Annotated in this window: 19 protein-coding genes and 1 tRNA gene; 2 read left to right on the forward strand and 18 right to left on the reverse strand. The window is 75.6% G+C overall.

What is annotated here, in order from left to right; genetic code table 11:
• Positions 1 to 1,488 precede the first annotated feature (1,488 nt).
• A complete protein-coding gene (locus Q5761_RS11295) occupies positions 1,489 to 1,818 on the reverse strand; it encodes a phage holin family protein (protein WP_135224450.1) in 330 nt (109 codons plus the stop codon).
• A gap of 510 nt (positions 1,819 to 2,328) precedes the next feature.
• Between Q5761_RS11295 and rpsT the strand changes: the two genes are divergently transcribed.
• Entirely contained in the window at positions 2,329 to 2,601 is a 273-nt protein-coding gene (rpsT, locus tag Q5761_RS11300; protein ID WP_135224451.1) for a 30S ribosomal protein S20, read from the forward strand.
• 448 nt (positions 2,602 to 3,049) lie between these two features.
• On the forward strand, positions 3,050 to 4,318 hold the full coding sequence (tnpB, locus tag Q5761_RS11305; protein WP_318750658.1) for an IS607 family element RNA-guided endonuclease TnpB: 1,269 nt from the start codon (positions 3,050 to 3,052) through the stop codon (positions 4,316 to 4,318).
• Between the two features lie 65 nt (positions 4,319 to 4,383).
• On the opposite strand, the gene holA is transcribed toward tnpB, so the two are convergent.
• From holA to Q5761_RS11390, 17 genes are all read right to left on the reverse strand, one after another.
• Positions 4,384 to 5,634 carry a DNA polymerase III subunit delta gene (holA, locus tag Q5761_RS11310; protein WP_135224453.1) on the reverse strand — a complete coding sequence of 417 codons (1,251 nt, stop codon included), beginning with the start codon at positions 5,632 to 5,634 and terminating at the stop codon, positions 4,384 to 4,386.
• 355 nt (positions 5,635 to 5,989) lie between these two features.
• Positions 5,990 to 8,842 (reverse strand): ComEC/Rec2 family competence protein, encoded by a 2,853-nt coding sequence (locus Q5761_RS11315; protein ID WP_135224454.1) that lies wholly within the window; start codon positions 8,840 to 8,842, stop codon positions 5,990 to 5,992.
• Between the two features lie 129 nt (positions 8,843 to 8,971).
• Positions 8,972 to 10,177: a ComEA family DNA-binding protein gene (locus Q5761_RS11320; protein WP_318750659.1), complete on the reverse strand. Its 1,206-nt coding sequence runs from the start codon at positions 10,175 to 10,177 to the stop codon at positions 8,972 to 8,974.
• 269 nt (positions 10,178 to 10,446) lie between these two features.
• A complete protein-coding gene (gene leuS, locus Q5761_RS11325; RefSeq protein WP_135224456.1) occupies positions 10,447 to 13,083 on the reverse strand; it encodes a leucine--tRNA ligase in 2,637 nt (878 codons plus the stop codon).
• A 176-nt stretch (positions 13,084 to 13,259) separates the two neighbouring features.
• Positions 13,260 to 13,332 (reverse strand) — tRNA-Ala (locus Q5761_RS11330).
• A gap of 278 nt (positions 13,333 to 13,610) precedes the next feature.
• On the reverse strand, positions 13,611 to 13,967 hold the full coding sequence (gene rsfS, locus Q5761_RS11335; protein WP_135224457.1) for a ribosome silencing factor: 357 nt from the start codon (positions 13,965 to 13,967) through the stop codon (positions 13,611 to 13,613).
• A gap of 57 nt (positions 13,968 to 14,024) precedes the next feature.
• Positions 14,025 to 15,332: an LCP family protein gene (locus tag Q5761_RS11340; RefSeq protein ID WP_243123815.1), complete on the reverse strand. Its 1,308-nt coding sequence runs from the start codon at positions 15,330 to 15,332 to the stop codon at positions 14,025 to 14,027.
• A gap of 176 nt (positions 15,333 to 15,508) precedes the next feature.
• A complete protein-coding gene (gene yqeK / locus Q5761_RS11345) occupies positions 15,509 to 16,180 on the reverse strand; it encodes a bis(5'-nucleosyl)-tetraphosphatase (symmetrical) YqeK (protein WP_135224459.1) in 672 nt (223 codons plus the stop codon).
• A complete protein-coding gene (nadD, locus tag Q5761_RS11350; RefSeq protein ID WP_318750660.1) occupies positions 16,177 to 17,028 on the reverse strand; it encodes a nicotinate-nucleotide adenylyltransferase in 852 nt (283 codons plus the stop codon). The genes yqeK and nadD overlap by 4 nt, the downstream gene beginning before the upstream one ends.
• A gap of 97 nt (positions 17,029 to 17,125) precedes the next feature.
• A complete protein-coding gene (gene obgE, locus Q5761_RS11355; RefSeq protein WP_135224461.1) occupies positions 17,126 to 18,508 on the reverse strand; it encodes a GTPase ObgE in 1,383 nt (460 codons plus the stop codon).
• Positions 18,505 to 19,236 carry a Spo0B domain-containing protein gene (locus tag Q5761_RS11360; protein ID WP_243123659.1) on the reverse strand — a complete coding sequence of 244 codons (732 nt, stop codon included), beginning with the start codon at positions 19,234 to 19,236 and terminating at the stop codon, positions 18,505 to 18,507. Before Q5761_RS11360 ends, obgE begins: the two co-directional genes overlap by 4 nt.
• A 259-nt stretch (positions 19,237 to 19,495) precedes the next feature.
• Positions 19,496 to 19,804 carry a 50S ribosomal protein L27 gene (gene rpmA / locus Q5761_RS11365; RefSeq protein ID WP_135224462.1) on the reverse strand — a complete coding sequence of 103 codons (309 nt, stop codon included), beginning with the start codon at positions 19,802 to 19,804 and terminating at the stop codon, positions 19,496 to 19,498.
• Positions 19,805 to 19,809: 5 nt separating this feature from the next.
• Complete coding sequence (locus Q5761_RS11370; RefSeq protein WP_135224463.1) at positions 19,810 to 20,154, reverse strand: ribosomal-processing cysteine protease Prp; 345 nt, start codon at positions 20,152 to 20,154, stop codon at positions 19,810 to 19,812.
• 3 nt (positions 20,155 to 20,157) lie between these two features.
• Positions 20,158 to 20,469, reverse strand: a complete 312-nt coding sequence (gene rplU, locus Q5761_RS11375) for a 50S ribosomal protein L21 (protein ID WP_135225915.1) — start codon at positions 20,467 to 20,469, stop codon at positions 20,158 to 20,160.
• A 259-nt stretch (positions 20,470 to 20,728) separates the two neighbouring features.
• Positions 20,729 to 22,426 carry an Rne/Rng family ribonuclease gene (locus Q5761_RS11380; RefSeq protein WP_135224464.1) on the reverse strand — a complete coding sequence of 566 codons (1,698 nt, stop codon included), beginning with the start codon at positions 22,424 to 22,426 and terminating at the stop codon, positions 20,729 to 20,731.
• A gap of 280 nt (positions 22,427 to 22,706) precedes the next feature.
• The gene (locus Q5761_RS11385) at positions 22,707 to 23,564 is read right to left on the reverse strand and encodes a site-2 protease family protein (RefSeq protein WP_135224465.1); all 858 of its coding nucleotides are present in this window, start codon (positions 23,562 to 23,564) and stop codon (positions 22,707 to 22,709) included.
• A 627-nt stretch (positions 23,565 to 24,191) separates the two neighbouring features.
• Positions 24,192 to 25,511 carry a murein hydrolase activator EnvC family protein gene (locus tag Q5761_RS11390; protein WP_135224466.1) on the reverse strand — a complete coding sequence of 440 codons (1,320 nt, stop codon included), beginning with the start codon at positions 25,509 to 25,511 and terminating at the stop codon, positions 24,192 to 24,194.
• Positions 25,512 to 25,546: the final 35 nt, after the last annotated feature.

The raw sequence follows: 25,546 nt of genomic DNA on the forward strand, positions 1-25,546 counted from the left end.
GCCCGGCGGGAAGGGTGGCGGCCCCGGGCGTCGAGCCCTCCGGCCCACCGGCCCCCGGACCGGTCTTCGTCCCATCGCCGCGGCCCAGCGGCCCAGCCGGTGCCGGCCGGCCGCAGGCGGGCGGGCCGACCGCCCCTCCCCGGCCGCGCCGCTGCCCATGGTCGCCCGCCGGCGCCGCCGCGGGCTCACCGGGGAACCCGCCGCGCCCCCGGTCCCCTCCCGCGCCGGGCGATGCCGCGTGCTCGCTCCCGCTGCCCGCGAGGCGGCCCTCGGCAGGGCCTCCCCCGCCTTGGTCGCCGGAGCGCCCCGGATGCCCCGGCCACCGCGGGGGGGTGGCCGGGGCTCCGAGCGCGCCCGGGGCGTGGGCACCGACGGCAGGCGATGGCCCAGTGGCCCGCGGCCCCACCCGGGAGGCCGGCGCGGTCGGCGCCGCAGCCGGCGGCGCGGCCAGCCCCCCGCCCGTCGCCTCGCTCGCCGCCCGGGACGCCGCACCGTCCCCGGGCGCCAGGACGGCGTGGGATGCCTTCGGCGGAGCCGCTCCGCCCATCCCGGCGGGGGACCGTTCGTCGCCTGCCGCCCCGATCGATGCATCCCCGTCGCCCGGGGCCGGTTCGTCCGGGGTCTCGGGTCGCGATGCACCGGGCGTCGGGTCGGCGGCGGGCCGCGGTCGTCGCTGGGGCGCGGTGCCGGCCGCGGGCGCCGGCACCGCAGGGGAGGGGCGCGCCGGACCGCCCGTAGGCGTCGTCTCGGGACGCGGCGCACCGGCCGACGGGGGCTGGCTTGCCGGAGGGCGATGCGCGGGCATGGCTGTCCCCCCATTCGCCTCCGCTTGCACACCTATGCGCCGGTGGACGGGGTCATGCCGGGGCGGCGGTGAAGGGAGCCGGGCCGCGGAGGCGCGAGGGCCGGGCATGGCCCAGCGTGGCGGGAATGGGTGGCGCCTGGGCGCGGCGGAGTTCGGGCCCAGCAGGCGAGCCGGAGGGGGCCGGGCGGCCCTGGGCCTCGTACGCGGGCCTCGGCCGATGGGTCCGCTGGCGGGTTCGGCGACGGGAGCCTCGGGCGAGGCAACCGAACGGCAAGGGTCGCTGCGGGGGCGGCGCGATCGAGTCCCCGCCTTCCCTCGCCTCGGCTTTCGCAGTGCACCGTCTGGTACGAAGAAGGGGGCTCGTGCTCGACTGGGACGCGACGTGGCCGGCATCTCCGATCCTGATGGCCAGCCCCGGCGGCCGCCGTCGGGCCGCCGTCGCCGGCAGGGGCCCGGAGACGGAGAACGCCCGTGGACGGGCCGGACGTCCTGCAGCCCGGCAGGCGCTCCCCGAGGAAGCGGGAAGCCGGCACCGACTCCCGGACGGGTAAGACCGGCGCGGCCGATCCGCGAGGATCGGCTGCCCGCAACCGACAGGGATCGGCTCCCGGCCATCGACGACGCGGTCTCAGGTCACGGACACGCCAGCGCCGCGGCCCGCAAGCGCGGGGCCGGCGGCGATCCTATCGCAGCTCCGTCGGGACGAAGGCGTCGATGATGCCGATGATCAACGAGGCCAACAAGGCACCCAGGATGGAGACGCTCATCCCGGGGACGATGAACTGCACGGCGTAGATCACCACCGCGGCCGTGAGGAAGCCCACCAGCCCGCGGGCCTGGGGAGAGATGTTGCGGCCGAGCAGCGCCTCGATGAGCCATCCGATGGCGGCGATCGCGACCGCGGCCAGCAGCGCGTTGACGAAGCCCATGATCCGGAAGCCGGGCACGAGGAAGCCCACCAGCAAGAGCACGATGGCGGAGACGATGAACCGGATGATCGCCCCTATCACCACGCGGGTCACTCCTTCCAGTCGCTCGCCTGCCTCGCCAGCTGTAGGCTAACCTCGGGTCGCGGCCGCTATTCCGGGGTTCCGCGGCTGCCATTCCGGGGTTCGCCCCTCGGTGGCCCCCGTGGCCGGCTCGCCCTCGGCGGACCCCACGGCCGCCGCACCCGCGGCCCCCGAACCGCGGTCGCCGAACCCGCGGTCTCCCGGCCGCCGGAGGCATGGATCCTGGCACCCCTGGCGAAGGGGGCGCATCCGTGCCGGTGCGCCCCATCCCCGCCCGAACCCCATGCTCTGGATGCCCATGGGGCGATGCGCCGGGCGCAGCAGCGGCGGCTATCCGGAGGCTAGTCCCCCCGGGGTGCGGCGGGCGGGGGTGGGCCAGGAGTCCTCGCCGGGGGCCTCGACGGCGGGACGTTTCGGCAGGTGAGGGGCGAGGCAAGGAGAAGAGGCCTCCCTTGGCCTTGCTCCACCCGGCCCCGTGGCGTAACATGAGAGTCTGGCACGGAGGTGAAGACGGTGCCCAACACCCGTTCGGCGCGCAAGCGCGTCCGGCAGGCGGAGCGGAACCGCCTGCGCAACAAGATGTACAAGACCCGCATCAAGACCGCGATCCGCCGCCTGGAGGAGGCGCTCACCGGCGGCGACCCGACCGCCATCCAGGAGGCGTTGCGCCGCGCCGTGAGCGCCATCGACCGGGCCGCCGTGCGGGGCGCCATCCACCGCAACACCGCGGCGCGGAAGAAGTCGCGCCTGATGCAGCGGCTGAAGAAGCTGGGGGTCGTCGCCTGAGGTCGCCCACCGGGTCGACGACGGCGGCGGCCGTGGCCATCCCCGACGCCCGCAGCCGGCACGGTCCGTTCGGAGCCGCTTCGCCAGGAAGCGGCTTTTGCTTTGCTGCGGGTGCTTGCTGCGGGTGCTTTGCTGCGGGGGCTTGGCCCGGGTGCTCTGCGCGGGCCGATGCCGGATGCCGCCGATGCCCCTCCCGGACCACGACGCCGCAGCGGCTTCCCTCGGTCCCGCCACCCCCACGCCGCCCATCTCCACGGGGGATGGCGGTTGGCCACCACCGGAGCCTCCCCGCGCAGCTCCGGGAGGGCTGAGAACAGCTAGCGCGTTTCTTATCGTTTCTCGCCCAACGTCATCAAATCTTGGCATCACCTCCCCTCCTCGGCCGGCTTGTTGTCTCAGAACAGATGTTCTGATACGCTGTCCTTGGATGATTTTGGGGGGCTTCCCCATGCGTGTGTTGCAGGCGTACCGCTTCGCCCTCGACCCCACGCCCCGCCAGCAGCGGGCGCTGGCCTCCCACGTGGGCGCCCGCCGCTTTGCCTTCAACTGGGGGCTCGCCCTGGTGAAGGAGCGCCTGGAAGCCCGTGCCCGGGGCGAGGATGTGGAGGTGCCGTGGACGCTTCCGGACTTGCGTCGGGAGTGGAACCGGCAAAAGCACCTCATCGCCCCCTGGTGGCGGGAGAACTCGAAGGAAGCCTACTCCTCCGGCCTGAACGGGCTGGCCCGGGCGCTTCAGAACTGGTCAAAAAGTCACAAGGGGCAACGCAAGGGCCGCCGGGTGGGGTTCCCCCGGTTCCGGAAGAAGGGCCGAGGGAGGGAATCGGTGCGGTTCACCACCGGCGCGATCCGGGTGGACGACAAGAGCCACGTCGTCCTGCCCCGGATTGGGCGGGTGAAGACCCACGAGCCGACCACGGCCCTGCTCCGGCGCATCCAGACAGGGACGGCCCGCATCCTATCCGCCACGGTTACCCGGGAAGGGGGCCGCTGGTTCGTCAGCTTTACCTGCGAGGTGGAGCGGCAGACGGGCCGCCCCCGGTTCCCCTGGAGGGTCGTCGGCGTCGATGCGGGCGTCAAGCACCTGGCGGTGCTCTCCACCGGTGAGGTCTGCCCCAATCCCCGAGCGCTGGAGAAGAACCTGAAACAACTGGCCCGGTGGAACCGCGCCCTGGCCCGCCGGCAGAAGGGCAGCCGGGGGTGGCAAAAGGCCCGCCGCCGGCTGGCCCGGCTCCATGGGCGGGTCCGGAACATCCGCCAGGACGCGCTTCACAAGCTGACGCACCACCTAGCGAGCACCTATGGCGTGGTGGTCGTCGAACAACTGAACGCGGCGGGCATGCTGAAGAACCGGCGGCTTGCCCGGGCGCTGGCCGATGCGGCCCTGGCGGAGATCCGCCGCCAGCTCAGGTATAAGTGTCCCTGGCACGGCGCGGTCCTAGTCGAAGCACCGCCCTTCTATCCCAGCAGCAAACGTTGTTCCCGGTGCGGCGCGGTCAAGCCGTCGCTGCCGCTTTCACAGCGTGTTTTCCGCTGTGAGGAATGCGGGCTCGTGCTCGACCGGGACGAAAACGCGGCCCGAAATCTCGCGACGCTGGTTGCCGCCGTCGCCGGGAGTGGCCCGGAGACGTTAAACGCCCGTGGACGGGACGGAAGACCTGCCCTCCGGCAGGCGGTCCCGGAGGAAGCGGGAAGCCGGCGCCGGCTCATCGCTGGGTAAGACCGGCACCGTCGATCCGTGAGGATCGACTGCCTGAAACAGATGACGATATTTCAGGTAACGGTTCAGCTCCGGGGCATCGCCACGCCGTGGGTCGAGCCGGCCCCGCTCAGCCGCCACACCAGCCGCTCCAGGCCGATGCGGGCGGGCCACCGCCCCTGCTTGATCCCGACGTCCGTCTCCAGCACCGCCTCCAGGGCCGCCAGCGCCCATTCGGGGGACACCGCCTGGGCTTGGCGCCAGGCCTTGCGAGCGACGAAGGGATGCAGCCGCAGCGCCTGCTGCAAGCGGTGGACGTCGCCCCCCTCGGCCCGCAGGCCGCAGGCGTAGGCGAGGATGCGGTACTGGCGGGCGATCAGGCCGAGGAGCCGCAGGGGTGGCTCGTCGGCGTCCAGCAGGCGGCCCAGCAGCTCCATGGCCTGGCGTCGACGACCGGCCAGGATCGCGTCGATCAGCTCGAACACGCCGGCGGTGGCGACGGCGACGCCGACGGCCCGGAGGTCGGCGGCGGTGATGCGCCGGCGCTCCCCGACGTAGGTCGCCACCTTGGCGATCTCGCGCGCCAGCCGCTGCAGGTCGGGCTCCCCGGATTCCAACAGCCAGGCCACGGCCTCGGGCTCCAGCTCCTTCCCCCATGCTGCGGCCTGCTCCGCCAGCCAGCTCGCCAGGGCCTCATCCCGCAGGGGCTCGCAGGCCACCGCCCAGCCCCGTTGGCGCAGGAGGCGGACCGCCGCCCGGCGCCCGTCCACGTCCCCCGGATGGCAGATCACCAGCACGGTCGTGGCCGCCGGGTCCTCGAGATAGGCGATCAGCGCCGCCTCCTCCGGATCGGCCGCCCCCCGGCCATCGCCTCCGGTCGCGCGCCGGCGGCCGGCATCCGCCGTCCCCGAGGCCGTGGATGTCACGGAGCGGTCGGCACCCTCCGCGGTCCCGGACGCGGAGGCGGCGGAAGCCGGGGACCGTCGGTCGGCGGTGGCGGGCTGGCGCGGAGCACCGCGACCCTCGGCGCGATGGAACGTCCCCCTCTCGGCGCCGGGGGCCCGGGGCGCCAGCCAGGCGGCGTCGCGGACCACGACCAGCCGGCGCTCCGCCAGCAGCGGGACGGTGCGCGCCTGTTCCACCGCCTCCTCCACGCCCACCGTGCGCCCGTCCACCTGGACGAAGTTCAAGAGGTCATCGGGGGGCAGCAGCGCGTCGCGCACGGCCTTGACGATGGTGTCGTGCCAGTAGGTCTCGCCCCCGTGGAGCAGGTACACCGGTTCGATGCTTCCGCGGCGGATCGCCTCCACGGCCGCAGCAGCCGGCTTGGACTCCACCCTCTTCGCCCTCCCCGAGTCGCGGTCGCGGTCCTTCCCTCCAACGCGGACGCCGGACGGCCGGTCGACACGACCACCGGGTTGCGACGCCCAGCAGCATCCTATCCGATCCGGGTCCGCGCCGGTCGGCCCGGTCCGCCCCATGGGCGCCCGGTCTCCCGCCCGCCCCGTCGGCACCCGGTCCCAAGTCCGCCCAGGAAGGGCGGCGGGCCGGAGGAGGACACGACGACCCCGGCCCCCCGCCGGGGCGATGCCTGCCCCCGCGCCGACGGCTCCGCACCCCTGGACCGCCCCCGCCGGCGCCGCGCCCCACCCGCTCCCCCCGGGCTTCCCGGACCTCGGCCTGGCGGGTCCGCTACCGGGGCCGGGCGGCCCCATCCAGTCCTGCGAGGGAGCCGGGGACCATCGCCCGCACCACCAGCTGCGGCCCCGGGCCCGCCCGGATCGCCACCGCCCCGGCGCGGTCCGTGCGCACCACGGGGATGCCCGCGCGTCGCAGGCGGGCCAGCGTCTCCACGTGCGGCAGCCCGTACGGATTCGGTCCCACCGACACCACGGCGATGCGCGGCCGCACGGCCGCCAGGAAGGCCGCGGTGGTGGCGCCCCGGGACCCGTGGTGGGACACCTTGAGCACCTCGGCAGCCAGGTCGGTTCCCCGCGCCAGCAGCGCCTCCTCACCGGCCTGCTCGAGGTCGCCCATGAGCAGCAGCCGGGGGCCGCCGCACCCCACCCGCAGGACCAGGGACCAGTCGTTCTCCTTCCCCCAACCGGTGGCATCGGCCGTGGTCGGACCCGGGGGCCGCGCCCCCGCCCCGGCGTCGGGCGCCGCGCCGCGCGGCTCCCCTGCGGCCGGGTCGGGATGGAGCACGTCCACCCGGCAACCCGGGGCCGGATGCCACGCCCAACCCGCCTCCGGCCGCTGGATCGGGACGCCCCGCTGCCGCGCCAGGTCGACCAGGGCTCGATCCAAGGGGACACCGGGCAGGCCGCCCAGCCACATCGCGCCGGTGCCGAGCCGCTCCATCACGGCGCCCGCACCGCCGGCGTGGTCGCGATCGGCATGGGTGACCACCAGGAGATCCGGCCCCCGCCCCAACAGCCGCCGCACCACCGGGACGGTGGTCCCCTCGCCGACGGCGTCGGGGATCGACGGCGGTGACCCGGGCCAGTATCGCGTGGCCCCGGCGACGAGGGCCCGCCCGCCGGCGTCCACCAGGGCGCTGCGCCCCGTGGGAAACCGCAGGAGGATGGCATCGCCCTGACCGACGTCAAGGAACCATGCCACCCACGTCCCCGGCGCCGGCGGTCGCAAGGAGAGCGCCGAGCACGCCAGGGCGGCGACGACGGCCACCCCGGCCGGCGCCAGCCCCCGAGCCCGGGGCAGGCGGCGCGGGCGCAGACGCCGGGCATAGCGGGGACGCGCGTCCCCCACCTGGACCAACACCCACAGGGCGCCGACGGCCAACCATCCCGCCGCGGCAGGCGCCAGCTGGGCCGAGGCGGCGGGCAGCGCCCCCGCGGCCATGGCCACCCGCACCATCGCCGTCAAGCTGGCCGTCGCCGGCCACCCGAGGAGGCCGGCCAGGGTGGCCACGCGGCCCTCCCACCCGGGGGACACGGGCAAGGCGGCGAGGACCGCCCCGGCCGTTGCGGCGACCGCCGCCGCCCCCAATCCCAGGGCAGAAAGCGGGATCACCAGTAGGTTGGCAACGAGGGCCGAAAGGGGCAGGCGGCCGAACAGCGCCACCTGGACGGGCAGGACCGCCACCTGGGCGGCCAGGGTGACGGCCAGCGCGTCGCCGGCCCAGCCGACGAGGCGCAGGGGCTGCCGCTCCCCTCCCCGCCGGCCCAGCCATCGATGCCACCGCCCGCGCCATGCCCGCTGCAGGGGGCCTCCCAGCACCAGCAGGCCGGCCGTCGCGGCGAAGGACAGCTGGAAGCCGGGGTCGAGCAGCACCAGGGGCCGCCACGCCGCCTGGAGGAATCCGGCCCAGACCAGCATCTCCACCGGGGCCACGGCGCGGCCGGCACCGCGAGCCGCCTCCGCCAGCAGATAGGTCGCCGTGGCGCGCAACACCGAGGGCGGCCCCCCGGTCAGGCCGGCGTAGAGGACGACGAGGAGGGCGGCCGCGAGACGGCGCCGGCCGGGCAGCCACCGGGCCCTCGTGGTCAGCCACGTGGCCAGCGCAGCGGCCATGGCCACGTGCTGGCCGGATACCGCCAGCGCATGGATCAGCCCCGTCGAGGCCAGGGCCTCCCGCGCCGTGGCCGACAGGCCCTGGCGCTCGTCCAGGAGCAGGGCGGCGGCGACGCCCCGGGGACCGGGGGGCAGGGTCACCGCCAGGCCGTCGAGCAGGAAGCCGCGCAACCTGGCGAGGGCTGCGTCGACCACCGTGCCGAGCCGCACCCACCTGCCGACGCCGTCCGGTGCGCCCGCCAGCCCGGCCGCGCCCTCGGGGGTCAGCGGCCGCCACCGGGTCACGTCCAGCTCGTAGGCGAACCCGCTGCGCAGGCCGGCGGCCCGCTCGTCGTAGCCCCCCGGGTTCGTGGCCGGACGCAGGCGGCGCAGCTGTCCCCAGACCTCGACGACCTGACCGGCCCCCGGCGACGGGGGGCCGGCCCGCGAGCCTGGCTGGGATCGGCCGTCCGCGGCGTGAGCCGCGGGGCCGGCACCGGCCCGCCGCCCGGCGGCCCAATCGACCCGCAGCCGCGTGCTCACGGACACCCCCTCGATGGCGGTGACGGTCAGCACCTCGGGGTGTCCGAGGCGGCCGGTCACCCGGATCGCACGGCCCTCCCAGGGAACGGGCCGCCATGCGGCGAGGGCCCACGTCTCGGCCGCCAGCCACCCGCACGCCGCGGCCAGGCCGACCAAGCCCGCACCGGACCCGGCCATCCCGAGAAGGCGACCGAACCCGGCCACCGCCCGGGGCACCGGTGGCACCCGAGTCCAGGGGGCACGCCGCCGCGGGCGATCGTCGCCCGCGCGACCCGTCGCCACCCGCGGTGCCGCCGCGCGACCCGTCGCCACCCCCCACGCCGCTCGCGCCGCCACCAGGGCCAGACCCACGCCGAGCGCCTCCGCCACCGTCCGCAGCGGCGATGGGCTCCCGGGGGGCGGCCCGGCGTGATAGAGGGGCCAGCGCAGCAACGCCCAGAGGCCGATCGCCGCCCCGTAGGCCATGGCCCACGCGGGCCCGACCGCCATGCCGCTCACCCCCCGCGGCCCGGGACGCCCGGCTGCGGGCCCGGGCGGGGCGGCGGTCCGCACCGCCGCCCGATCCGCCCCGGATGCCTTCGCCCCGCGCCCACGGGTCGGCCGGGACCGCGTCCAACCTCACGGCCCCGTGGTGATGTACGGGAGGAGCTTCGCCACGGTCTTCTCGCCGATGCCCGCGACGCGACGGAGGTCCTGGGGGCGACGAAAGGGGCCGTTGACCTCGCGGTCCGCCACGATGCACTGGGCCAGCGCCGGGCCGATGCCGGGCAGCGCCTCCAGCTCCGCCGCGCTGGCGCGATTGACGTCGACCCGGCGGGTCGGCGTGCCGGCCCTGGCGCTTCCCGTCGCCGGGCCCGCGCCGCCGGTCCCATCCGTCCCAGCCGGCGCGCTGGCGCCGTCCTGCCCGGGGACGAAGCGGCCGGCTTCCACCTCCTTCTGGGTCGGCACCTGGATGCGCATGCCGTCCGCCAGGGGTGCGGCCAGATTCAGGGCGTGCAGCGCCGCGCCCGCCGCCGGTCCCCCCGCCGCCGTGACCGCGTCCGCGACCCGGGCCCCGGGAGACAACACGTAGACACCGGGGTGGGCCACGACCCCGGTCACGTGGACGACCAACGGCGGGGCGCCGCTCCCTGTCCCCGCCCCGTCGGCCGCCGCCCCCGGGCTCGCCGCCGACCCGCCGGCCCCCGGTCCCGCGTCCAGCGGGGCACCGCCCTTGGCCACACCGCCATACGGCACCGCCCACGCCACCGCGGCCTCGGACGCCGGCTGCGCGGACGCCTGGACGGCGGCGGCCCCGCCCCCTTCGGGCGCGTCGACCTGCGACCCTCCGCCGCCGTTGGACGGCGCCCGGGCGACGTCGGGATCGAGGGCGCGGGCGTCCTCCCCGCTCCCCCCATCCCCGTCGGCCCCCGGTGCCGCGGCCATCGGCGCCCCGGCGGGCCCGCTGGCCTCGAGGACCAGCGGGGGGCTACCTCCCCCGGCGATGGCGCGCCACGACCAGATGCCGGCTAGAAGGCCGAGGCCCACCAAGGGGGCGAGCCAGCCGGCGGCGCGGCCGCGGGCCGGGGCGACGGCGGGCAGGGGCGGTGCCGGTGGGAGGTCGAGGGCCGGCCCGTCGCGAGGCTGCGTCGCGACCGCCCGCCGGGCGGTCCCGGCCGTCCCCGCGACCTGGGAGGCGCCTCCCCCGCCACCCCCCACGGCCGCCGGGGCCCACCCGTCCGCACCCGCGACCCAGGTCTCCTCCCGGCGGCCCCCGCCAAGGCGGTACCCCGCCCCGTCGCGCCGGCGGACCGCGGCCGGGGGCCAATCCTGGCCGGTTCCCATCGACCTCGCCACCTCGCACCGTCCGGCCGGACCGCAGCCCCGCCCTCGCCCCCGCTGGTGGTCCGAGCGACGGAGTCGGAAGGCGGGACCCGCCGTCCTGGAATGATCTTACATGAACAACCAAATGTTGTCAATCCGGGCGAATCCGTGCGGACCCCTGACGCCGCGGGGCGCCGGCCTGCAGCCGGCGCCCCGCGCCCTCGCTCGGGATCGCCTCCCCTTCCTTCGCCGCCGCCCAGCCGTCATGGGCTCGTTCGTCCGTCCACCCCTCAGCGCACCACCACGTTGACCAGGCGTCCGGGCACCGTGATCACCCGAGCGACGACCTTGCCGTCGATCCACTCCTTGACGCGCGGGCTCGCCAGCGCCCGCTGGCGAAGGGCCTCCTCGTCCAGATCGGCGGGCACGCGCAGCCGATCGCGCACCTTGCCGTTGACCTGGACGACGATCTCCACCGTCCCCGCTTGTAGCACCGCAGGATCCCAGGTCGGCCAGGGCTGCCGGTGCACGCTGCCCCGCGCGGCGCGCCAGCCCAGCACCTCCCACGCCTCCTCGGCCAGGAAGGGGGCGAAGGGCGCCAGCATGCGCAGCAGTCGGTCCAGGGCCGCCGCCAGCAGATCGGGCCGCTGCGCGGCCGGTTCGACCCGGTCCCGGTAGCCGTAGATGGCGTTGACCAGCTCCATCAAGGCCGCCACCGCCGTGTTGTACTGCATCCGCTCGGCGATGTCCGTGGTCACGCGGGCGACGGCCCGGTGCACCTCCCGCCACAGGCTCCGCTCGGCCTCGCCCCAGCCGTCCATGGTCGGCTGGATCTCGCCCGCGGGCGCCCCGGGGGCGGACGGCCCCTGCTGCGCCGGCCGATCGCCCCCGGCGCCGGCGGCCGCCCCGCCGTCCCCGGGCGCCGGTCCGGTCGTCGCCACCGCCCCCTCGCGGGCCGCGGCCACCTGGCCGGCCGCGCTCCGGATCGCATCCGCGCAGCCCGCCACCAGACGCCAGACGCGCTGGACGAACCGGGCCGCGCCCTCGATGCCGTGCTCCGACCACTCCAGGTCGCGCTCGGGCGGCGCCGCGAACAGGATGAAGAGGCGCGTGGCGTCGGCGCCGTACTCCTCGAGGATGTCCTCGGGGCTGACCACGTTCCCCTTGGACTTCGACATCTTGGCGCCGTCCTTGATCACCATGCCCTGGGTCAGGAGGCGCTTGAAGGGCTCGGGGCTCGGCACCAACCCCTCGTCGTAGAGCACCTTGGTGATGAACCGGGAGTAGAGCAGGTGCAGCACGGCGTGCTCGATGCCGCCGATGTACTGGTCGACCGGCAGCCAGTAGAACACCTTCTCCCGGTCGAAGGGCTGGTGTTCGTCCCGAGGCGACGTGTAGCGGTAGTAGTACCACGACGAATCCACGAAGGTGTCCATGGTGTCCGTCTCCCGCCGCGCCGGCCCCCCGCAGGAGGGGCAGCGGGTGCGGACGAAGGACTCGGAGGTCGCCAGCGGCGACGCCCCCACCTCGAAGCGCACGTCGTCCGGCAACAGGACCGGGAGCTGATCCTCGGGCACCGGCACGGTGCCGCAGCGATCGCAGTAGACGATGGGGATCGGCGCGCCCCAGTACCGCTGGCGGGAGATCAGCCAGTCCCGCAGCCGGTAGTTGACGGTGCGGCGACCGATGCCCTGGCGCTCGAAGTCCTCGGCCATCCGACGGTACGCCTCGCGGCTGTCCATGCCGTCGTAGGGTCCGGAGTGGATCATGCGGCCGGGGCCCGTGTACGCCTGGGACAGTCGGTCGCCGTCGGCCGGCACCCCCTCGCCCTGGATCACCACCCGGACGGGCAGCCCGTATTGACGGGCGAAGGCGAAGTCGCGCTCGTCGTGGGCGGGCACGGCCTGGATCGCCCCGGTGCCGTAGTCCATCAACACGTAGTTCGCCGTCCAGATGGGGATCGTCTCGCCGGTGACCGGGTTCTTGGCGTACGCGCCGGTGAAGACGCCCTCCTTGGCGTCCACCGCCTCGGCGCGATCGCGGACCGTCAGGCGCGTGACCCGCTGGACGAAGGCGCGCACCGCCTCCTCCTGCTCCGTCCCCCGGGCCAGCTCCAGCGTCAGCGGGTGGTCCGGCGCCAGCACCATGAAGGTCGCGCCGTAGATCGTGTCGTGGCGCGTGGTGAAGACCGTCAGCTTCTGGTCCCGGCCCACGATGGGGAAGTCCAGCTCCATGCCCTCGCTCCGGCCGATCCAGTTGCGCTGCATGAGCTTGACCCGCTCCGGCCAGCCCTCCAAGAGATCCAGGTCGCGGAGCAGGCGGTCGGCGTAGGCGGTGATCTTGAAGAACCACTGCTCCAGCTCCCGCTTCTCCACGGGCGTGCCGCAGCGCCAGCAGGAACCGTCCTCCACCTGCTCGTTGGCCAGCACCGTGGCGCAGCGCGGACACCAGTTGACCGGCGCCTTCTTGCGCTCCGCCAAGCCGCGGCGGTAGAGCAGCAGGAACAGCCACTGGGTCCACTTGTAGTAGCCCGGGTGGGAGCAGGCGATCTCCCGCCGCCAGTCGTAGCTCAGCCCGAGCCGCTGCATCTGCTCGCGCATGGCGGCGATGTTGGCGTTGGTCCACTCGGCCGGGTGGGTCTTGTTGGCGATGGCGGCGTTCTCCGCGGGCAACCCGAAGGAGTCCCAACCCATCGGGTAGAGGACGTTGTAGCCGCGCATGCGGTGGAACCGGGCCGTGGCGTCGCCGATGGAGTAGTTGCGCACGTGGCCCATGTGGAGCCTGCCCGACGGGTACGGGTACATCTCGAGGCAGTAGAACTTCGGCCGGGACGGATCGACCTCCGCGTGGTAGAGGCCCTCCTCCGCCCAGCGTCGCCGCCACTTCTTCTCCACGGCATGGAAGTTGTACCGGTCGTCGACGGCCATGGCCGCTGCCTCCTCTGCCGACGGGGTCCCGCGTCCCCGGGGCCGTGGGTCCGGCACGGCGCCCCGCCCCGGCGCCGGGGCGCGGTCCGATGGCGACCGCCTCGGCGCCATAACGCCGGGAGCCTCCCGTCCCAAGGGACGGGAGGCTCCCGCGGTACCACCCTTCTTGATCAGTGTGGAGCGGATGGGACTCGAACCCACGACCTCGTCAATGCCATTGACGCGCTCTCCCAACTGAGCTACCGCCCCACGTACCGATCCCCTCGAACCCTTAACGCGGGTCACGTCGCCGGCTCCGGCGTCGGCCCGTGGGCCTCCGCCTTCGCCGGCGCGGCTCCCGGGCGAGTTCCCCTGCTGCGCACCGCCGGTTCGCACCACCACCGGCTCTCTGCGGGCCGCCGGCAGGGTACTGCTCCCGTTCCACGCCTTTGCCGGATCGACTTGTCGAACCGCGTAGCCCATTATAGGGAGGGCCCGCCGGGGGTGTCAAGGCGACCACCCCCGCCGCCGCACGGCCACCCCTGCCCTCAGCTCTCCGGCAGCGACTCCAGCTCCAGCCGGCGCGCGTCGGCCCAGAGCCGCTCGAGGCCGTAGTACTCGCGCTCCGCCGCCAGGAAGATGTGCAGCACCACGTCGTCGAAGTCCAGCAACACCCAGCGCGCCGAATCGTAGCCCTCCCGGTGGGAGGGCGCCCATCCTTGCTCCCCGACCTCCTCCTCCACGCCGTCGGCGATGGCGCGCACGTGGATCGGGTTCTGGCCATGGCAGATGACGAAGTAGTCGGCGATCAGGGTCAGGCCCTGCATGTCGAGGATGACCACGTCCGCCGCCTTCTTGGCCTCGGCCGCGCGCGCGATGGCCACCGCCTTCTCCCGGCTGGTCAACCGTCCCATCCCTCCCCGCCGCGCCCTGGTCTCTTCGGGTTGCGCGGGAATGCGCCGTCAGCCGCCGGCCCCGCGGGCGGCGAGGCTGTCGGTGAAGTCTCGCCCCACCAGGACCCGCGCGTCCACGTCCTCCGGGAGGTCGTCCACCGTCTCCAGGCGTACCGGCGCGCCCGCGCCCGCCAGGGCATCCCGCAAACGCCGGCCGACGTCCTCATCCCCCGGCCGCACCAGGACGGTGGTGGCCGCCACGTCGAACCGGTCGGCGTTGCCCACCGTCACCACCCGGAAGCCCAGCTGGCGCAGCACCTCGGCCATGCTGCCCGCCGCCCCCCGGCGCCCGTTGCCGTTGAGGACCTCGACGCGGACCGCCTCGTTCCCCTCCACGTCGACCCCTGCCAGGATCTTCAACGCCTCGCGGCGGGCATCCTCCGCGTCCACCAGCCAGTAGCTGATCCCATCCACGTATCCCGGCTCTCCCGGCAGGATCCCCATCTCCAGCTTGGCCGTGTCGAACTTGGGCAGCAGGGCGGCGAGCCCCAGCATCCGGCTGGTCGGCATGTCCGTGGTGACCTGGCGCCCGAGGGTGCTGGCCAGCTGGGGCAGCTTCAGCACCCCGCGCATGCTGAGCACCTTCTCCGCCAGCGCCCGCAGGAAGCGCTGCTGCCGTTGGATCCGGAAGATGTCCCCGTCCTGTCGATACCGGACGTACTGCAGCGCCTTCTCGCCGTCGAGCACCTGGCAGCCGGGCTCGAGGTCGATGCGCAGGTTCTGGCTTCGTGCCGTGTAGCGCATCGGCTTGTCGATGCACACCTCGACGCCGCCCACCGCGTCGACCACCGCGCGGAAGGCGTCGAAGTCCACCTCGACGAAGTGGTCGATCGGGATGCCGAGGAAGTCCTCCAGGGTCTCGGCGACCCTGCGCGCCCCTGCCCCCGGGCCCCCCTCCGCCTGGCCGTAGGCGTGGGCGTGGGCGATCTTCTCGGGATGGGGTCGGCCGGGGATCGGGACCCGGGTGTCGCGGGGGATGGACAGCAGCCCCACCCGGCCGGTGTGGGGATCGACCCGGGCCAACATGATCGTGTCGGACCGCTGCGGTGCCGCCGGCTCGCCCGCGCCGGCGCCCGCGTCGACACCCAGGATCAGGATGTTCAGCGGTCGATCCACGATCAACCCGGGCGGCTGCTGGGACGCCGACTCGGTGGGTACCTGTTGCACGCTGTGAAAGAACGTGTAGAGGGTCGAACCCAGCCAACCGGCGGCCGCCACTCCGCCCGCGGCCAGGAGCGCCACCAGCACCAGCAAGACGCGGCCGGCCTTGCGGCGCCGACGCTTCGGCTCCCCCGCCAGGGGATCGATCAGCGGCATGCTCACGATCCGATGCCCCTCTTCCCTTCCTCGTCCACGCGCTGCCATGGTACCGGCCGCGCCCTCGCCGTGCGAGGCGAAAGATACCAGGCTCCCGGCGGGATGGCCGCGGGCGTCCGCCGTCGGCGGACGCGCTCTGCGCGGCACCGCGCTGCCGGCGGCCGGACTCCTCCCGTCTAGGACTTCGGCATCGGGGGACCGGTTCCCGCCCCTGCCGACGTCCCGGACAGCGGTCGCCGCTGCCGCCAGTGGTTGCGCGCCGCCACCGTGACCGCAGGCAGCCAGTACCCGCGATCCAGGCAATGGCGGATCAGGTCGTCCAGCACGGCGGCCATGGCGCCGTCCACGTCCTGGGCCGCCAGGCGGCGCAGCGCGTCGACGCCCGGGTAGTCGCGCGCCGGCTCCAGCTTGTCCGCCAGGAAGACGATGCAGCCCACCGGACCGAGGCCCGGACGCGCCGTGGTGTGCCAGCGCACGGCCTCCAGCACGTCGGGATCCCGGGCCAGGCCCTTGCGGGCGGCCTCCCAGGCCGCCACGGGACCGTGCAGCAGCAGCGGGTCGGCGCGTTCCGCCGCGTCCAGGACCCAGCCCCCCCGGCGGGCCGCGGCCACGAGCTCCTCGGCGGGCCGCTCCCGCGCCAGGTCGTGCAACCAGGCCGCCAGCTCGACCCGCAGCGGATCGACGCCGTGCCGCAGGGCCAGCCCTCGCGCCGTCTCCACGACGCGGACGACGTGCTCGAAGCGCCGCGGACTGAGGGCGGCCGCGGCGGCGCGGCGGGCCCGCTCCAGGTCCGCCGGCGCGATCCCGCCCCCGAAGGTCTCCGCGGCGCCCCGGTCCCTCTCGGTCATGTCCGGACCGCGCCCCCTCCGGCCTGCGCCGCACCGGGGTCGTCACCGCCCGCGGCCCACCCCGCGGCCGGCGCCGCACCGTTCCCGTCCGCCGCGCCGCCGGGACCGGGCGGGGGTGAGCCGCCCGCCGGTGCGTCGTCGGGTCCCCCCGGCCCGGGGGCGCGCCCCTCCGCCGCGCCCGGTGCGGAGGCCCGGTAGAGCCCATATTTGTAGACGTAGTCCTCGACGGCCGCCGGCACCAGGTACCGGATGGAACGGCCCGCCGCCACCCGCTCGCGCAGCTCCGTGGACGAGATGCCGATCTCGGGGATGGGCAGCACGTGGACGCGCGAACGCCGCGCCGCCGGCAGGGCATCGAGGAACCGCTGCAGGGCCGCCCCGGGAAGACCCGGCCGGGTCACCACGATCAGCCGACAGACGTCCAGCAGGCTGAGCCCGCCGCGCCAGGAGGGCAAGGTGATCACGGAGTCGGCCCCGGCGATGAAGTAGACGGTGGCACGCGGGCCGGCCATGGCGGAGAGCTGCCGCAACGTGTCGATGGTGTACGAGGGCCCTTCGCGGTCCAGCTCGAGGCGGGTCGTGTAGAAGTGAGGGTTCCCGGCGGTAGCCAGCACCGTCATGCGGTACCGGTGCTCCGCCTCGGTGACCGCCGCCGGGTCCTTGTGGGGTGGGCGGCCGGCGGGGACGAAGAGGACCCGATCCAGGCCGAAGTGGGTGCGGGCCGCCTCCGCCGCCACGAGGTGACCGATGTGGATGGGGTCGAAGGTCCCCCCCAGCACGCCCAGTTGCAGCGGCCGGCCGTCCCGGCGGGGCGCCAGCCACTCCTCGAGCCCTCTGGCCACCGCCATCCTCCTCGTGCCTGCCTCCGGTGGTCCGCCGCCGACGGTCCCGGTTCGGGCCGCGCAGGACCGGACGGCGCCGGTTCGTCCCCCCCGTGCGCACCGGTCAGCGGCCGTGCCGGGGCGCCTCCGGCCCGCCCCGGGCGCCCGCCGGGGCGTCCCCACCGTCGGCATCGTCCGGTTCCGTGGCCCCGCGCTCGTCGCCCAGGAGCAGCTCCATCGGTCCCAGCCGCACGGTGTCGCCGTTGCGCGCCCCCGCTGCGCGCAGCGCCTCCTCGGCGCCAAGGCGCTCCATCCGCCGCAGGAGCCAGCGCACGGCCTCCTCGTTGGCGAAGTCCGTCATCGCCACCCAGCGGTCCAGCAACGGCCCGTGGAGCGTCCACGCACCGTCCGGCTCCCGGCGGACCTCGATGCGCCGGGGATCGGGACCGGCGCGGTAGACCTTGCGTGCCTCGGCGGGCAGCGGCTGCGGGGCGGGCGCCCGCGCCAGGAGCGCCTCCACCCGATCGAGCAGGCGATCGATGCCCTCGCCCGTGGCGGCGGAGACGGGCAGCATCTCGAGTCCCCAGCGGCGCGCCGCCTCCTCCAGCCGGGACAGGTGCTCCGCCGCCGTCGGCAGGTCGACCTTGTTCGCCGCCACCACGCCCGGCCGCTCCAGCAGGGCAGGCTCATAGGCGTGCAGTTCGTCCCGCAGGGTGGCCAGGTCCTGCCGTGGGTCGCGCCCCTCCGTGGCGGCGGCGTCGACCACGTAGATCAGGACCCGGGTCCGCTGGATGTGGCGCAGGAACTCGTGCCCGAGCCCCACGCCCTGGTGGGCGCCCTCGATCAGGCCCGGGATGTCCGCCACGACGAAGCTGCGGCCCGGACCGCGGTGGACCACGCCCAGGTTCGGCGCCAGGGTGGTGAACGGATACGCCGCCACCTTCGGCCGCGCGGCGGAGATCCGAGCCAGGAGGCTCGACTTGCCCGCGTTGGGCCAGCCGACGAGGCCCACGTCGGCCAGCAGCCGCAGTTCCAGCTTCAGCCATCGCCGCTCGCCCGGCTCGCCCCGCTCGGCGAACCGCGGCGCCTGCCGCTGCGGGGTGGCGAACCGGGCGTTGCCCCGGCCGCCCCGCCCGCCGCGGGCCACCACCACGCGCTGGCCCGGATCGGCCAGATCCGCCAGGACGGCCCCGGTGTCGCGGTCCCGCACCACCGTGCCCGGAGGGACCCGCACGTAGCAGTCGTCTCCGCGTCGGCCCTGGCGGTTGCCCCCCTCCCCGTGGCCCCCGCGCCCGGCCCGGTAGTGCCGCCGGTAGCGCAGATCGGCCAGGGTGGTCAGGGACGGGTCGACCACCAGCACCACGTCGCCGCCGCGGCCGCCGTCGCCGCCGTCGGGCCCCCCGCGGGGCACGTACTTCTCGCGGCGGAAGCTGACGGCCCCGTTGCCGCCGGTTCCTCCCTCGACGTAGATCTCGGCCTCGTCGACGAACTCGGGCAACGGTCTCACCTCGGCCCGGCGGCGCCGGACACCGCTTCCAGTCCCCAGCGCAACACCCCTGCGGAGCCGTCCCAGCGAAGCCAGATGCGGGAGCCGGGGGCGGTCCGCCCCGCCGCCCAGGCCGCCTCCAGGGCGGCGGCCACCTGAGCGACGATCCCGGCCTCCGTCTCGGCGCGGTCGTCGCGCGCCGCCGGAGCGACCGGGGCCCGGTCGATGGCGCCGGCAACGGACGGCGGGGCTGCGGCCTGTGCCCCTCCACCACGGTCCGCCTCCGCGGGGGCGCCCTCACCCCGGCCGCGGCCACCTGCCGGCTCAGCGATCGCACCCGACCGGCCGTGACCCGCGCCGCGGCCGGTCGGGTGGCGGCAGCCGGTCGCCTGGCGAAGGGGCGGCTGCCACATCACCTCGATGCCGGCCTCCTCGCAGCGGGCGCGCCAGATCAGATACAGGGCCGCCACCTCCGGCGGCCACTGCCGCAGGGCGGCCCCCTCCCACTGGAGCTGCCGGCACCATCGGTCCAGCGCCTCGGCCGCCCGCTCGGGGCGGCCCATCTGGAGCCAGCCCAGGGCGACCTGCAGCCGGTTAACGGCGCCATGGCGCCAAGCCCGCACCACGCGCACGAGCCCCTCGGCGGCCCCCTCCCCCGGCTCCCCCGGCCCCCCTGGAGCCGCCTGCGGCACGTCCCGCTCCGTCATGGCGATCCCCCACGTCGGATCGCAGCACCCCGCGTCGGCCACCGCGCCGGGCTCCCAGCCGGCGGCAGGCATCGGATGTCGCCGACGGGTCGCACCCCGGGGGTGCATCGGCACCTGGCTCCCGTCCCCGGCGCGCCGTCCGCCGCCCGCCCGGACGCCGCGTCCGTCCCGCGCGCCGCACCCGGCCCCGGCTCTGCTCGCGGCTTCGCCCGAGCCCGGCGTCGCTCCCGGCCCCCAGATAGCAAAAGGCCCCCGCTGAACCGGTGCCGGCCGCAGCGGAGGCGCCTCGGGCGGGGGGCGGTCAGTCGGCGGCGACGGGTGCGGTCGCGTCCTCGGGCAGGGGCTTGACGTGAACCACCCGGCGGCCGCCGCGGGTGCCGAACTCCACCACCCCATCGACCAGGGCGAAGAGCGTGTCGTCACCGCCCCGGCCCACGTTCTTGCCGGGGTGGAACCGCGTCCCGCGCTGCCGCACCAGGATGGTTCCGGCGCGCACCACCTGGCCCCCGTACCGCTTGATGCCCAGGTACTTGGGGTTGCTGTCGCGGCCGTTGCGGCTGCTTCCGCCCGCCTTCTTGTGGGCGAAGAGCTGCAGGTCGATCCGGCGCATGGCCCTCACCTCCCTCCGCTGCGGCGTTCCTCCACGCGCACGTAGTCGTCGTACTCGCCGGCGATGGCCTGGATGCCCACCCGTGCCGTCTCCAGGATGGCTTGGGCCGCCCGGGCCACGTCGGCCGGCACCTCCGCCGGCAGCTGGCAGACGAGGCGGCCCTCCTCGTCCAGCTCTACCTCGGGCACCAGATCGAGCACCTCTTCCAGCCCCAGGATCGCCGCCTGGCTCAGGGCGGACACGGCGGCACAGACGATGTCCTCGCCCCGCTCGGCGAAGCCCGCATGCCCGCTGATCTCGAACCGGGTGATGGCGCCCTGGCCGTCGCGGTAGAACACGGCCCGGATCACGGTTCACGCCTCGATGCGGTCGATCTTCACCCGGGTGAAGGGCTGGCGGTGCCCCCGCTTGCGCCGGTAGTTCACCTTGGCGCGATACTTGAAGACGATGATCTTGCGGCTGCGGCCGTGACCCAGCACGTGGCCGGTGACCCGCGCGCCCTCCACCACCGGCGTCCCGACGCGGAACTCGTCGCCCTGCTTGACCGCCAGCACCCGGTCGAAGACCACCGTCTCGTTCTCCGCGGCGGGCAGCTTCTCGATCAGCAGCACGTCGCCCTCCTGCACCCGGTATTGCTTGCCGCCCGTCTCGATGATGGCGTACATCGCGTCACCCCGCCTCCACCGGACTCCGTCCGCCATCGCCCACCCTCGTCGCGTCGGTGCGTCGTGCGTGCAGCTGGCGGGCAGGAGGAAGGCAGAAAAAGGGACCCCGCGCTGCCGGGGCCTCCACGGCGGTTGTATTCTAGTCGCCGCCGCCCGGGGGTGTCAAGGCGACGGAGCCCGGCGCTGCGGCCCCGGGACCGGGCCGGCGCCGCGGCACGGCGCGGCGGCCGCGGACCGGGCCGCCCGCGCCCCGCGACGGTCACGACACCACCCGGGCCCGGGCATAGGTGCGGTGGGCGCGGGTGATCTCCACCAGCACCCGCTGGCCCACCCGGTCGCCCGCCCCCTGGATGTCGATCACGTAGCCCTCGATCCGCGCGATGCCGTCCTGCTGATTGTGGGCGTGGCGCTCCTCCACCTCGAGCTCCAGGCGCTGGCCGGCGTGGACGGGCAGGGCCTGCCGCTCCACCTCCGCGCGGCTGCCCAGGGCCACCAGGTTCATCCCCTCCAGGTGGACGTCCTCCCGCCCGCGGATGAACACGCTGCGCCCCGTCTGCCGCTCCAGCTCGCGCAGGTTCGCCCCGCCGGCGCCAATCAGCAGCGACGCCACCGAGGGGTGCACCTCGACCAGGATCGCCTCGCTGGCCGCGTGGCGCAGGATCCGCTGGATCTCCCGCCGGATGCGGCGGGCCGCGCTCTCCTCGCTGAGGACCCGCCCGCGCCCGTCGCAATAGGGGCATTCGCGGGTGAGCTGTTCCAGCAGGCTGCGCCGCCCCTTCTTGCGGGTCATCTCCACCAAGCCGAGGCCGGTGATGCCCAGCACCGTCGCCTTGGTGGGGTCCCGCGCCAGGTGCCGCTCCAGCTCCTCCACCACCCGCCGGCGGTGGGCCGGGTCGTCCATGTCGATGAAGTCGATGACGATGATCCCGCCGATGTCCCGCAGGCGCAGCTGGCGCGCGATCTCCGCCGCCGCCTCCATGTTCGTCCGGAACACGGTGTCCGCCAGATCCTTGGACCCGACGAACTTGCCGGTGTTGACGTCGATGGCCGTCAGCGCCTCGGTCTGGTCGATCACCAGGTAGCCGCCGCTCTTGAGCCACACCCGCCGCTTGAGGGCCCGCTCGATCTCCTCGTTGACGCCGAACTGCTCGAACAGGCCGACCTCCCGGTCCCGGTAGAGCTGGATCCGGTCGCGCAGCGGCGCGGCCAGGGCGCCGACCAGTTCCAGCACCCGGTGGTACTCGTCGGGATCGTCGATCAGCACCCGCTCGACCTCGGGCGTCAGCATGTCCCGGACCACGCGGAAGACCAGACCCAGGTCGCGGTAGAGCAGCACCGGCGCGCGCTCCCGCCGCGCCCGTCGCTGGATGTCCGCCCAGAGCCGGGTCAGGTACTCCACGTCGCTGCGCAGCTCCGCCTCGCTGCGCCCTTCGGCCGCCGTGCGGACGATCAGGCCGGCGCCCGGCGGCTGCAGGCGCTGGGCCAGTTGCTTGAGGCGCTGGCGCTCGCGCTCGTCGTGGATGCGGCGGGAGACGCCGACGTACTGGACCCCGGGCATCAGGACCAGCAACCGACCCGGCAGGGTGATGCGCCGCGTCACCCGCGCCCCCTTGGTCCCCGTCGGCTCCTTGGCGACCTGGACGATGATCTCCTGGCCGGGGTGGAGGACGTCGGCGATGGAGGCGTGGCGGAGGTCGTCGGGCAGGTCGTCGTCCTCGGCCTCCTCGCCGCGGGGCACGGCATCGGCGACGTAGAGGAAGGCGTTGCGCTCGAGACCGATGTTGACGAACGCGGCCTGCATGCCGGGGAGCACGTTCTCCACGCGGCCCTTGTAGATGTTGCCCGCCACGCGCTGGGTGGAGGGACGCTCGTGGTACACCTCCACCAGGCGGTCGTCTTCGAGCACGGCGACCCGCGTCTCGTCGGGCTCCACCGTGATCAGGATGGATTTGCGCATGCAAAAGTCACTCCAAACCTGGCGACAAACTCAGTGTAATCCATCGGTCGAGCCCCATGCATGGCCGCGGCCCAGCAGCCGACGAGCGCACGTCGCCGCCAGCTGGACGGCCCCAGCGGCGCGCGCGGGGTGCACGATCCCCCTGACTTGTCTGGGGACAAGCCTTCCTGGGGCGCCCTGCGACGATCCCTCCCCGTCGTCCGCGGGAGCCGGCCCGACGGCCGGCGCACCGGCCCAGGCGGCGCCGCCGGGCCGGCGGTACCGGGTGCAGCCGCCCGGGTCACCGACGGCGTTCCAACAGCTCCCGCAGCGGCGCGTCGAGCCCGAGCCGCAGGATGCCATGGAGCAGGTGCACCTCGTCCAGCTGGCCCAGGGGGCGCTCCCGATCGTCCAGGACGACGATCTCGTGGTAGCCGCCCGGGCGCAGGGCCTCCGCCACCTGTTGCAGGCTGGTGTGCTCCAGGGCGACCATGCGGTGCACCGGCAACAGGCCGGCCCGCCGCAGGCGGCCCCGCTTGGTCCACAGGGCCCGCAGGGCGGTGACCCCGACCCACTGCTCCTCCCGCGCCGTCCCGACCCAGATGGTGGCGGCCGCCGCCAGCAGGTGCGGCGCCAGCACCTGCCAGTAGAGCGCCGCGCCGGTGGCCCCAGCCAGGACCAGGGCCACGGCGCGGCCGACCCGTCCCAGGATCGCCACGGCGGGACGCGGGCCGCGAGTGCGCCTGAGGAAGGCCAGCAGGATCCGGCCGCCGTCCAGGGGCAGGGCGGGCAGCAGGTTGAACAGGGCCATGGCCAGGTTCGCCGCCTGGAAGGGAGCGACCCACGGGCCGGCGAGCCAGCCCGCCTGTTGCAGGGCGATGCTGAGGGCCAGCAGCAGGAGGTTGTTGAGCGGTCCGGCCAGCGCCACCACGGCCTCCACCAGCGGCTCGCGCCGGCCCGGTCCGCGGATGTCCGCCACGGCGCCGTAGGGGAGCAGCTCGAGGCGCGCGATCTCCAGGCCGCAGAGCCGCGCCGCCACCAGGTGGGCCAGCTCGTGGGTGGCCAGGACGGCCAGCAGGAGGAGCAGTTGCCCTGACAGCCCGAGGACCGTCGCCAGGGCCACCAGGAGCAGCAGCAGGGGATGGACGAACACGGCCACGCCCAGGATGCTGCCGAGGTGCAGGGCCCCTCGCCTCCTTGCGGCCGTCCTCGGTGGGTGCGCGCGGCGGCGGGCGCCGGCGGCCAACCGCGACCCGTGGGCCGTTGCCGGCGGCGCGGACTCGGCGAACCACGGGGGCCGCCATACCGCGGGGACGACGGCCCGGCGGCCGCGTCGGGACCGGAGCCGCTTGGGCCGCCTGGGGGCCGGCGACCGGCGCGCGGCTCGGCGCCGAAGGCCCCGACCGGGAGCCGGCGAGCGCAGCCCGGCGCGGGGCCGGCACTCACCGGCTGCCCGGGAGCGGTCCGGCATCGCGCTGGGGACTGGGGAGCGTAGCGCGGTCGAGGGGACCCGCACCGCGGTGATTCCACGCCGGTGCGGCCTGCCGGCCTAGCCGGGCCGCGCCGGCCCGGCTAGGCCGGGGCAGGGGGAGGGGCCGCGGCGGCGGACGAGGCGCTGGCGGCCAGGGCACCCGGACGGCGCGACGGACCGCAGCCGCTGCGGCGAGGTGCCGCCGGCGGGCGCAGCGGTGGCGTGGCAGCCGTCGACTCCGGGGCCGTCACGGCCCGCCCCGCGACCCGTGGCCGGCGGTGCCGGCGAGCTCCGCGCCGCGGCGCCTGGCAGGGCTCACGGCCCGCCGCGCGGCGGGAGGTGCAGCTCGGGATCCACCGCCTGGCCGCGGTGGCGCATCTCGAAGTGAAGGTGGGCGCCGCTGCCCTCCCCCTCGGCCGCCACCGCCGCCAAGACCTGGCCCGCGGCCACCTGGTCCCGGTCGCGCACCACCACGTGGTCGACCACGGCGTACCGCGTCACCCACCCCCCGCCGTGATCGACCTCCACCAGCCAGCCCAGTCCCGCCCGGTCGTACCACACCCGCACCACGACGCCGTCGGCCGCCGCCCGGACCGCCGTGCCGGCCCGGGCGGCGATGTCGATCCCCTCGTGGAAGCGCGGCGCATCCCCCTCGTCCAGGCGCCAGCCGAAGGGCTCGGCGACCCGGCCCTCCACGGGCCAACGCCATCGCGGCTCGTCGGCCATCCTCGCGGACGAACGGGCCGCATCCCCCTCGCTGCCCGACGTGCCGTCCCCGCCGGCATCCGGGGCGCGCCCGCCGCCGGGCACCGGGCCGGCGGCAGGCGCCAGGCCGCCGTCGCCGGCGCGCCCGTCGCCCGCAGCGTCGACCCCCGCATCGCCGGCGGCCCCGTCCAGGGTCGCCGCGCCGTCGTCGTCCGCACCTCCACCGCCTGGGGTCGGCGTACCCCCTGGGACCGCGGGACCCTGGCCACCGGCTCCCGGCGACGCCGCCCCGCCCCGCCCGGGGGTTCCGGCGCCGCCGGCGCCGGAACCCCCGGGCGGGGCGCCCGCCTCGGCACCGCTGGCCCCGTTGGCGCCGGCCCCCGGCGGGGCCGGCGCCAACGGGGCCAGCGCCGGCAGGCTGCCCGCCTCACCCCCCGCGCCGGTGGGCGTGCCGCCGGCCGCCGGGCCGAGCAAGGCCGTGCGCAGCCACGGGCCGCCGGGCACCCGTTGCAGCCACCGCGCCACCGCGGGCCGGTCCAGCCAGTTCGCCGACACCAGGCCCTGGGTCGCCCGCTCCCAGCCGTCGCCCGCGCTGCCGGGGAGCCACCGCCCGGCCAGCAGCGCCGCTGCCAGCAAGACGGGGACCAGGAAGCCCGCCGTCCCGCGGGCGCCGGGCATCCAGCCACCGGGCGGTGGGGGCGCCACCGTCGCGCCGCCCTCCGCGGGGCCGCCGCCCGGCGCGGCGCCCAGGACGACGGTCCCCTCCCCTGCGGGCGCCGGTCCCGAGCCGGCGGGGCCGGTCCACCGGCGGGCCGCGGCGTCGTCCGCCCTGCCGGTTCCACCACCGGGGCGGGGGTCGGCGGCTCCTGGGGCCCGGGCGGCGTCACCGCCCCGCCCGTCTGCCGGCCGGCCTGCGTCCGGGCGCGCCATGCGCCGTCCCTCCCGCCGCAGTATATGGATGGCCC

This window comes from Thermaerobacter composti (assembly GCF_033582035.1).
Classification (GTDB): Bacteria; Bacillota; Sulfobacillia; order Thermaerobacterales; family Thermaerobacteraceae; genus Thermaerobacter; species Thermaerobacter composti.

Coding starts and splice junctions, on each gene's coding strand:
- leuS (WP_135224456.1), bottom strand. CDS start 13,083: ATGGCCGTCGACGACCGGTACAACTTCCATGCCGTGGAGAAGAAGTGG.
- Q5761_RS11315 (WP_135224454.1), bottom strand. CDS start 8,842: ATGGCGGTCGGGCCCGCGTGGGCCATGGCCTACGGGGCGGCGATCGGC.
- nadD (WP_318750660.1), bottom strand. CDS start 17,028: ATGGCGGTGGCCAGAGGGCTCGAGGAGTGGCTGGCGCCCCGCCGGGAC.
- Q5761_RS11390 (WP_135224466.1), bottom strand. CDS start 25,511: ATGGCGCGCCCGGACGCAGGCCGGCCGGCAGACGGGCGGGGCGGTGAC.
- Q5761_RS11340 (WP_243123815.1), bottom strand. CDS start 15,332: ATGCCGCTGATCGATCCCCTGGCGGGGGAGCCGAAGCGTCGGCGCCGC.
- tnpB (WP_318750658.1), top strand. CDS start 3,050: ATGCGTGTGTTGCAGGCGTACCGCTTCGCCCTCGACCCCACGCCCCGC.
- rpmA (WP_135224462.1), bottom strand. CDS start 19,804: ATGCGCCGGATCGACCTGCAGCTCTTCGCCCACAAGAAGGCGGGCGGA.
- yqeK (WP_135224459.1), bottom strand. CDS start 16,180: ATGACCGAGAGGGACCGGGGCGCCGCGGAGACCTTCGGGGGCGGGATC.
- rplU (WP_135225915.1), bottom strand. CDS start 20,469: ATGTACGCCATCATCGAGACGGGCGGCAAGCAATACCGGGTGCAGGAG.
- Q5761_RS11380 (WP_135224464.1), bottom strand. CDS start 22,426: ATGCGCAAATCCATCCTGATCACGGTGGAGCCCGACGAGACGCGGGTC.
- Q5761_RS11320 (WP_318750659.1), bottom strand. CDS start 10,177: ATGGGAACCGGCCAGGATTGGCCCCCGGCCGCGGTCCGCCGGCGCGAC.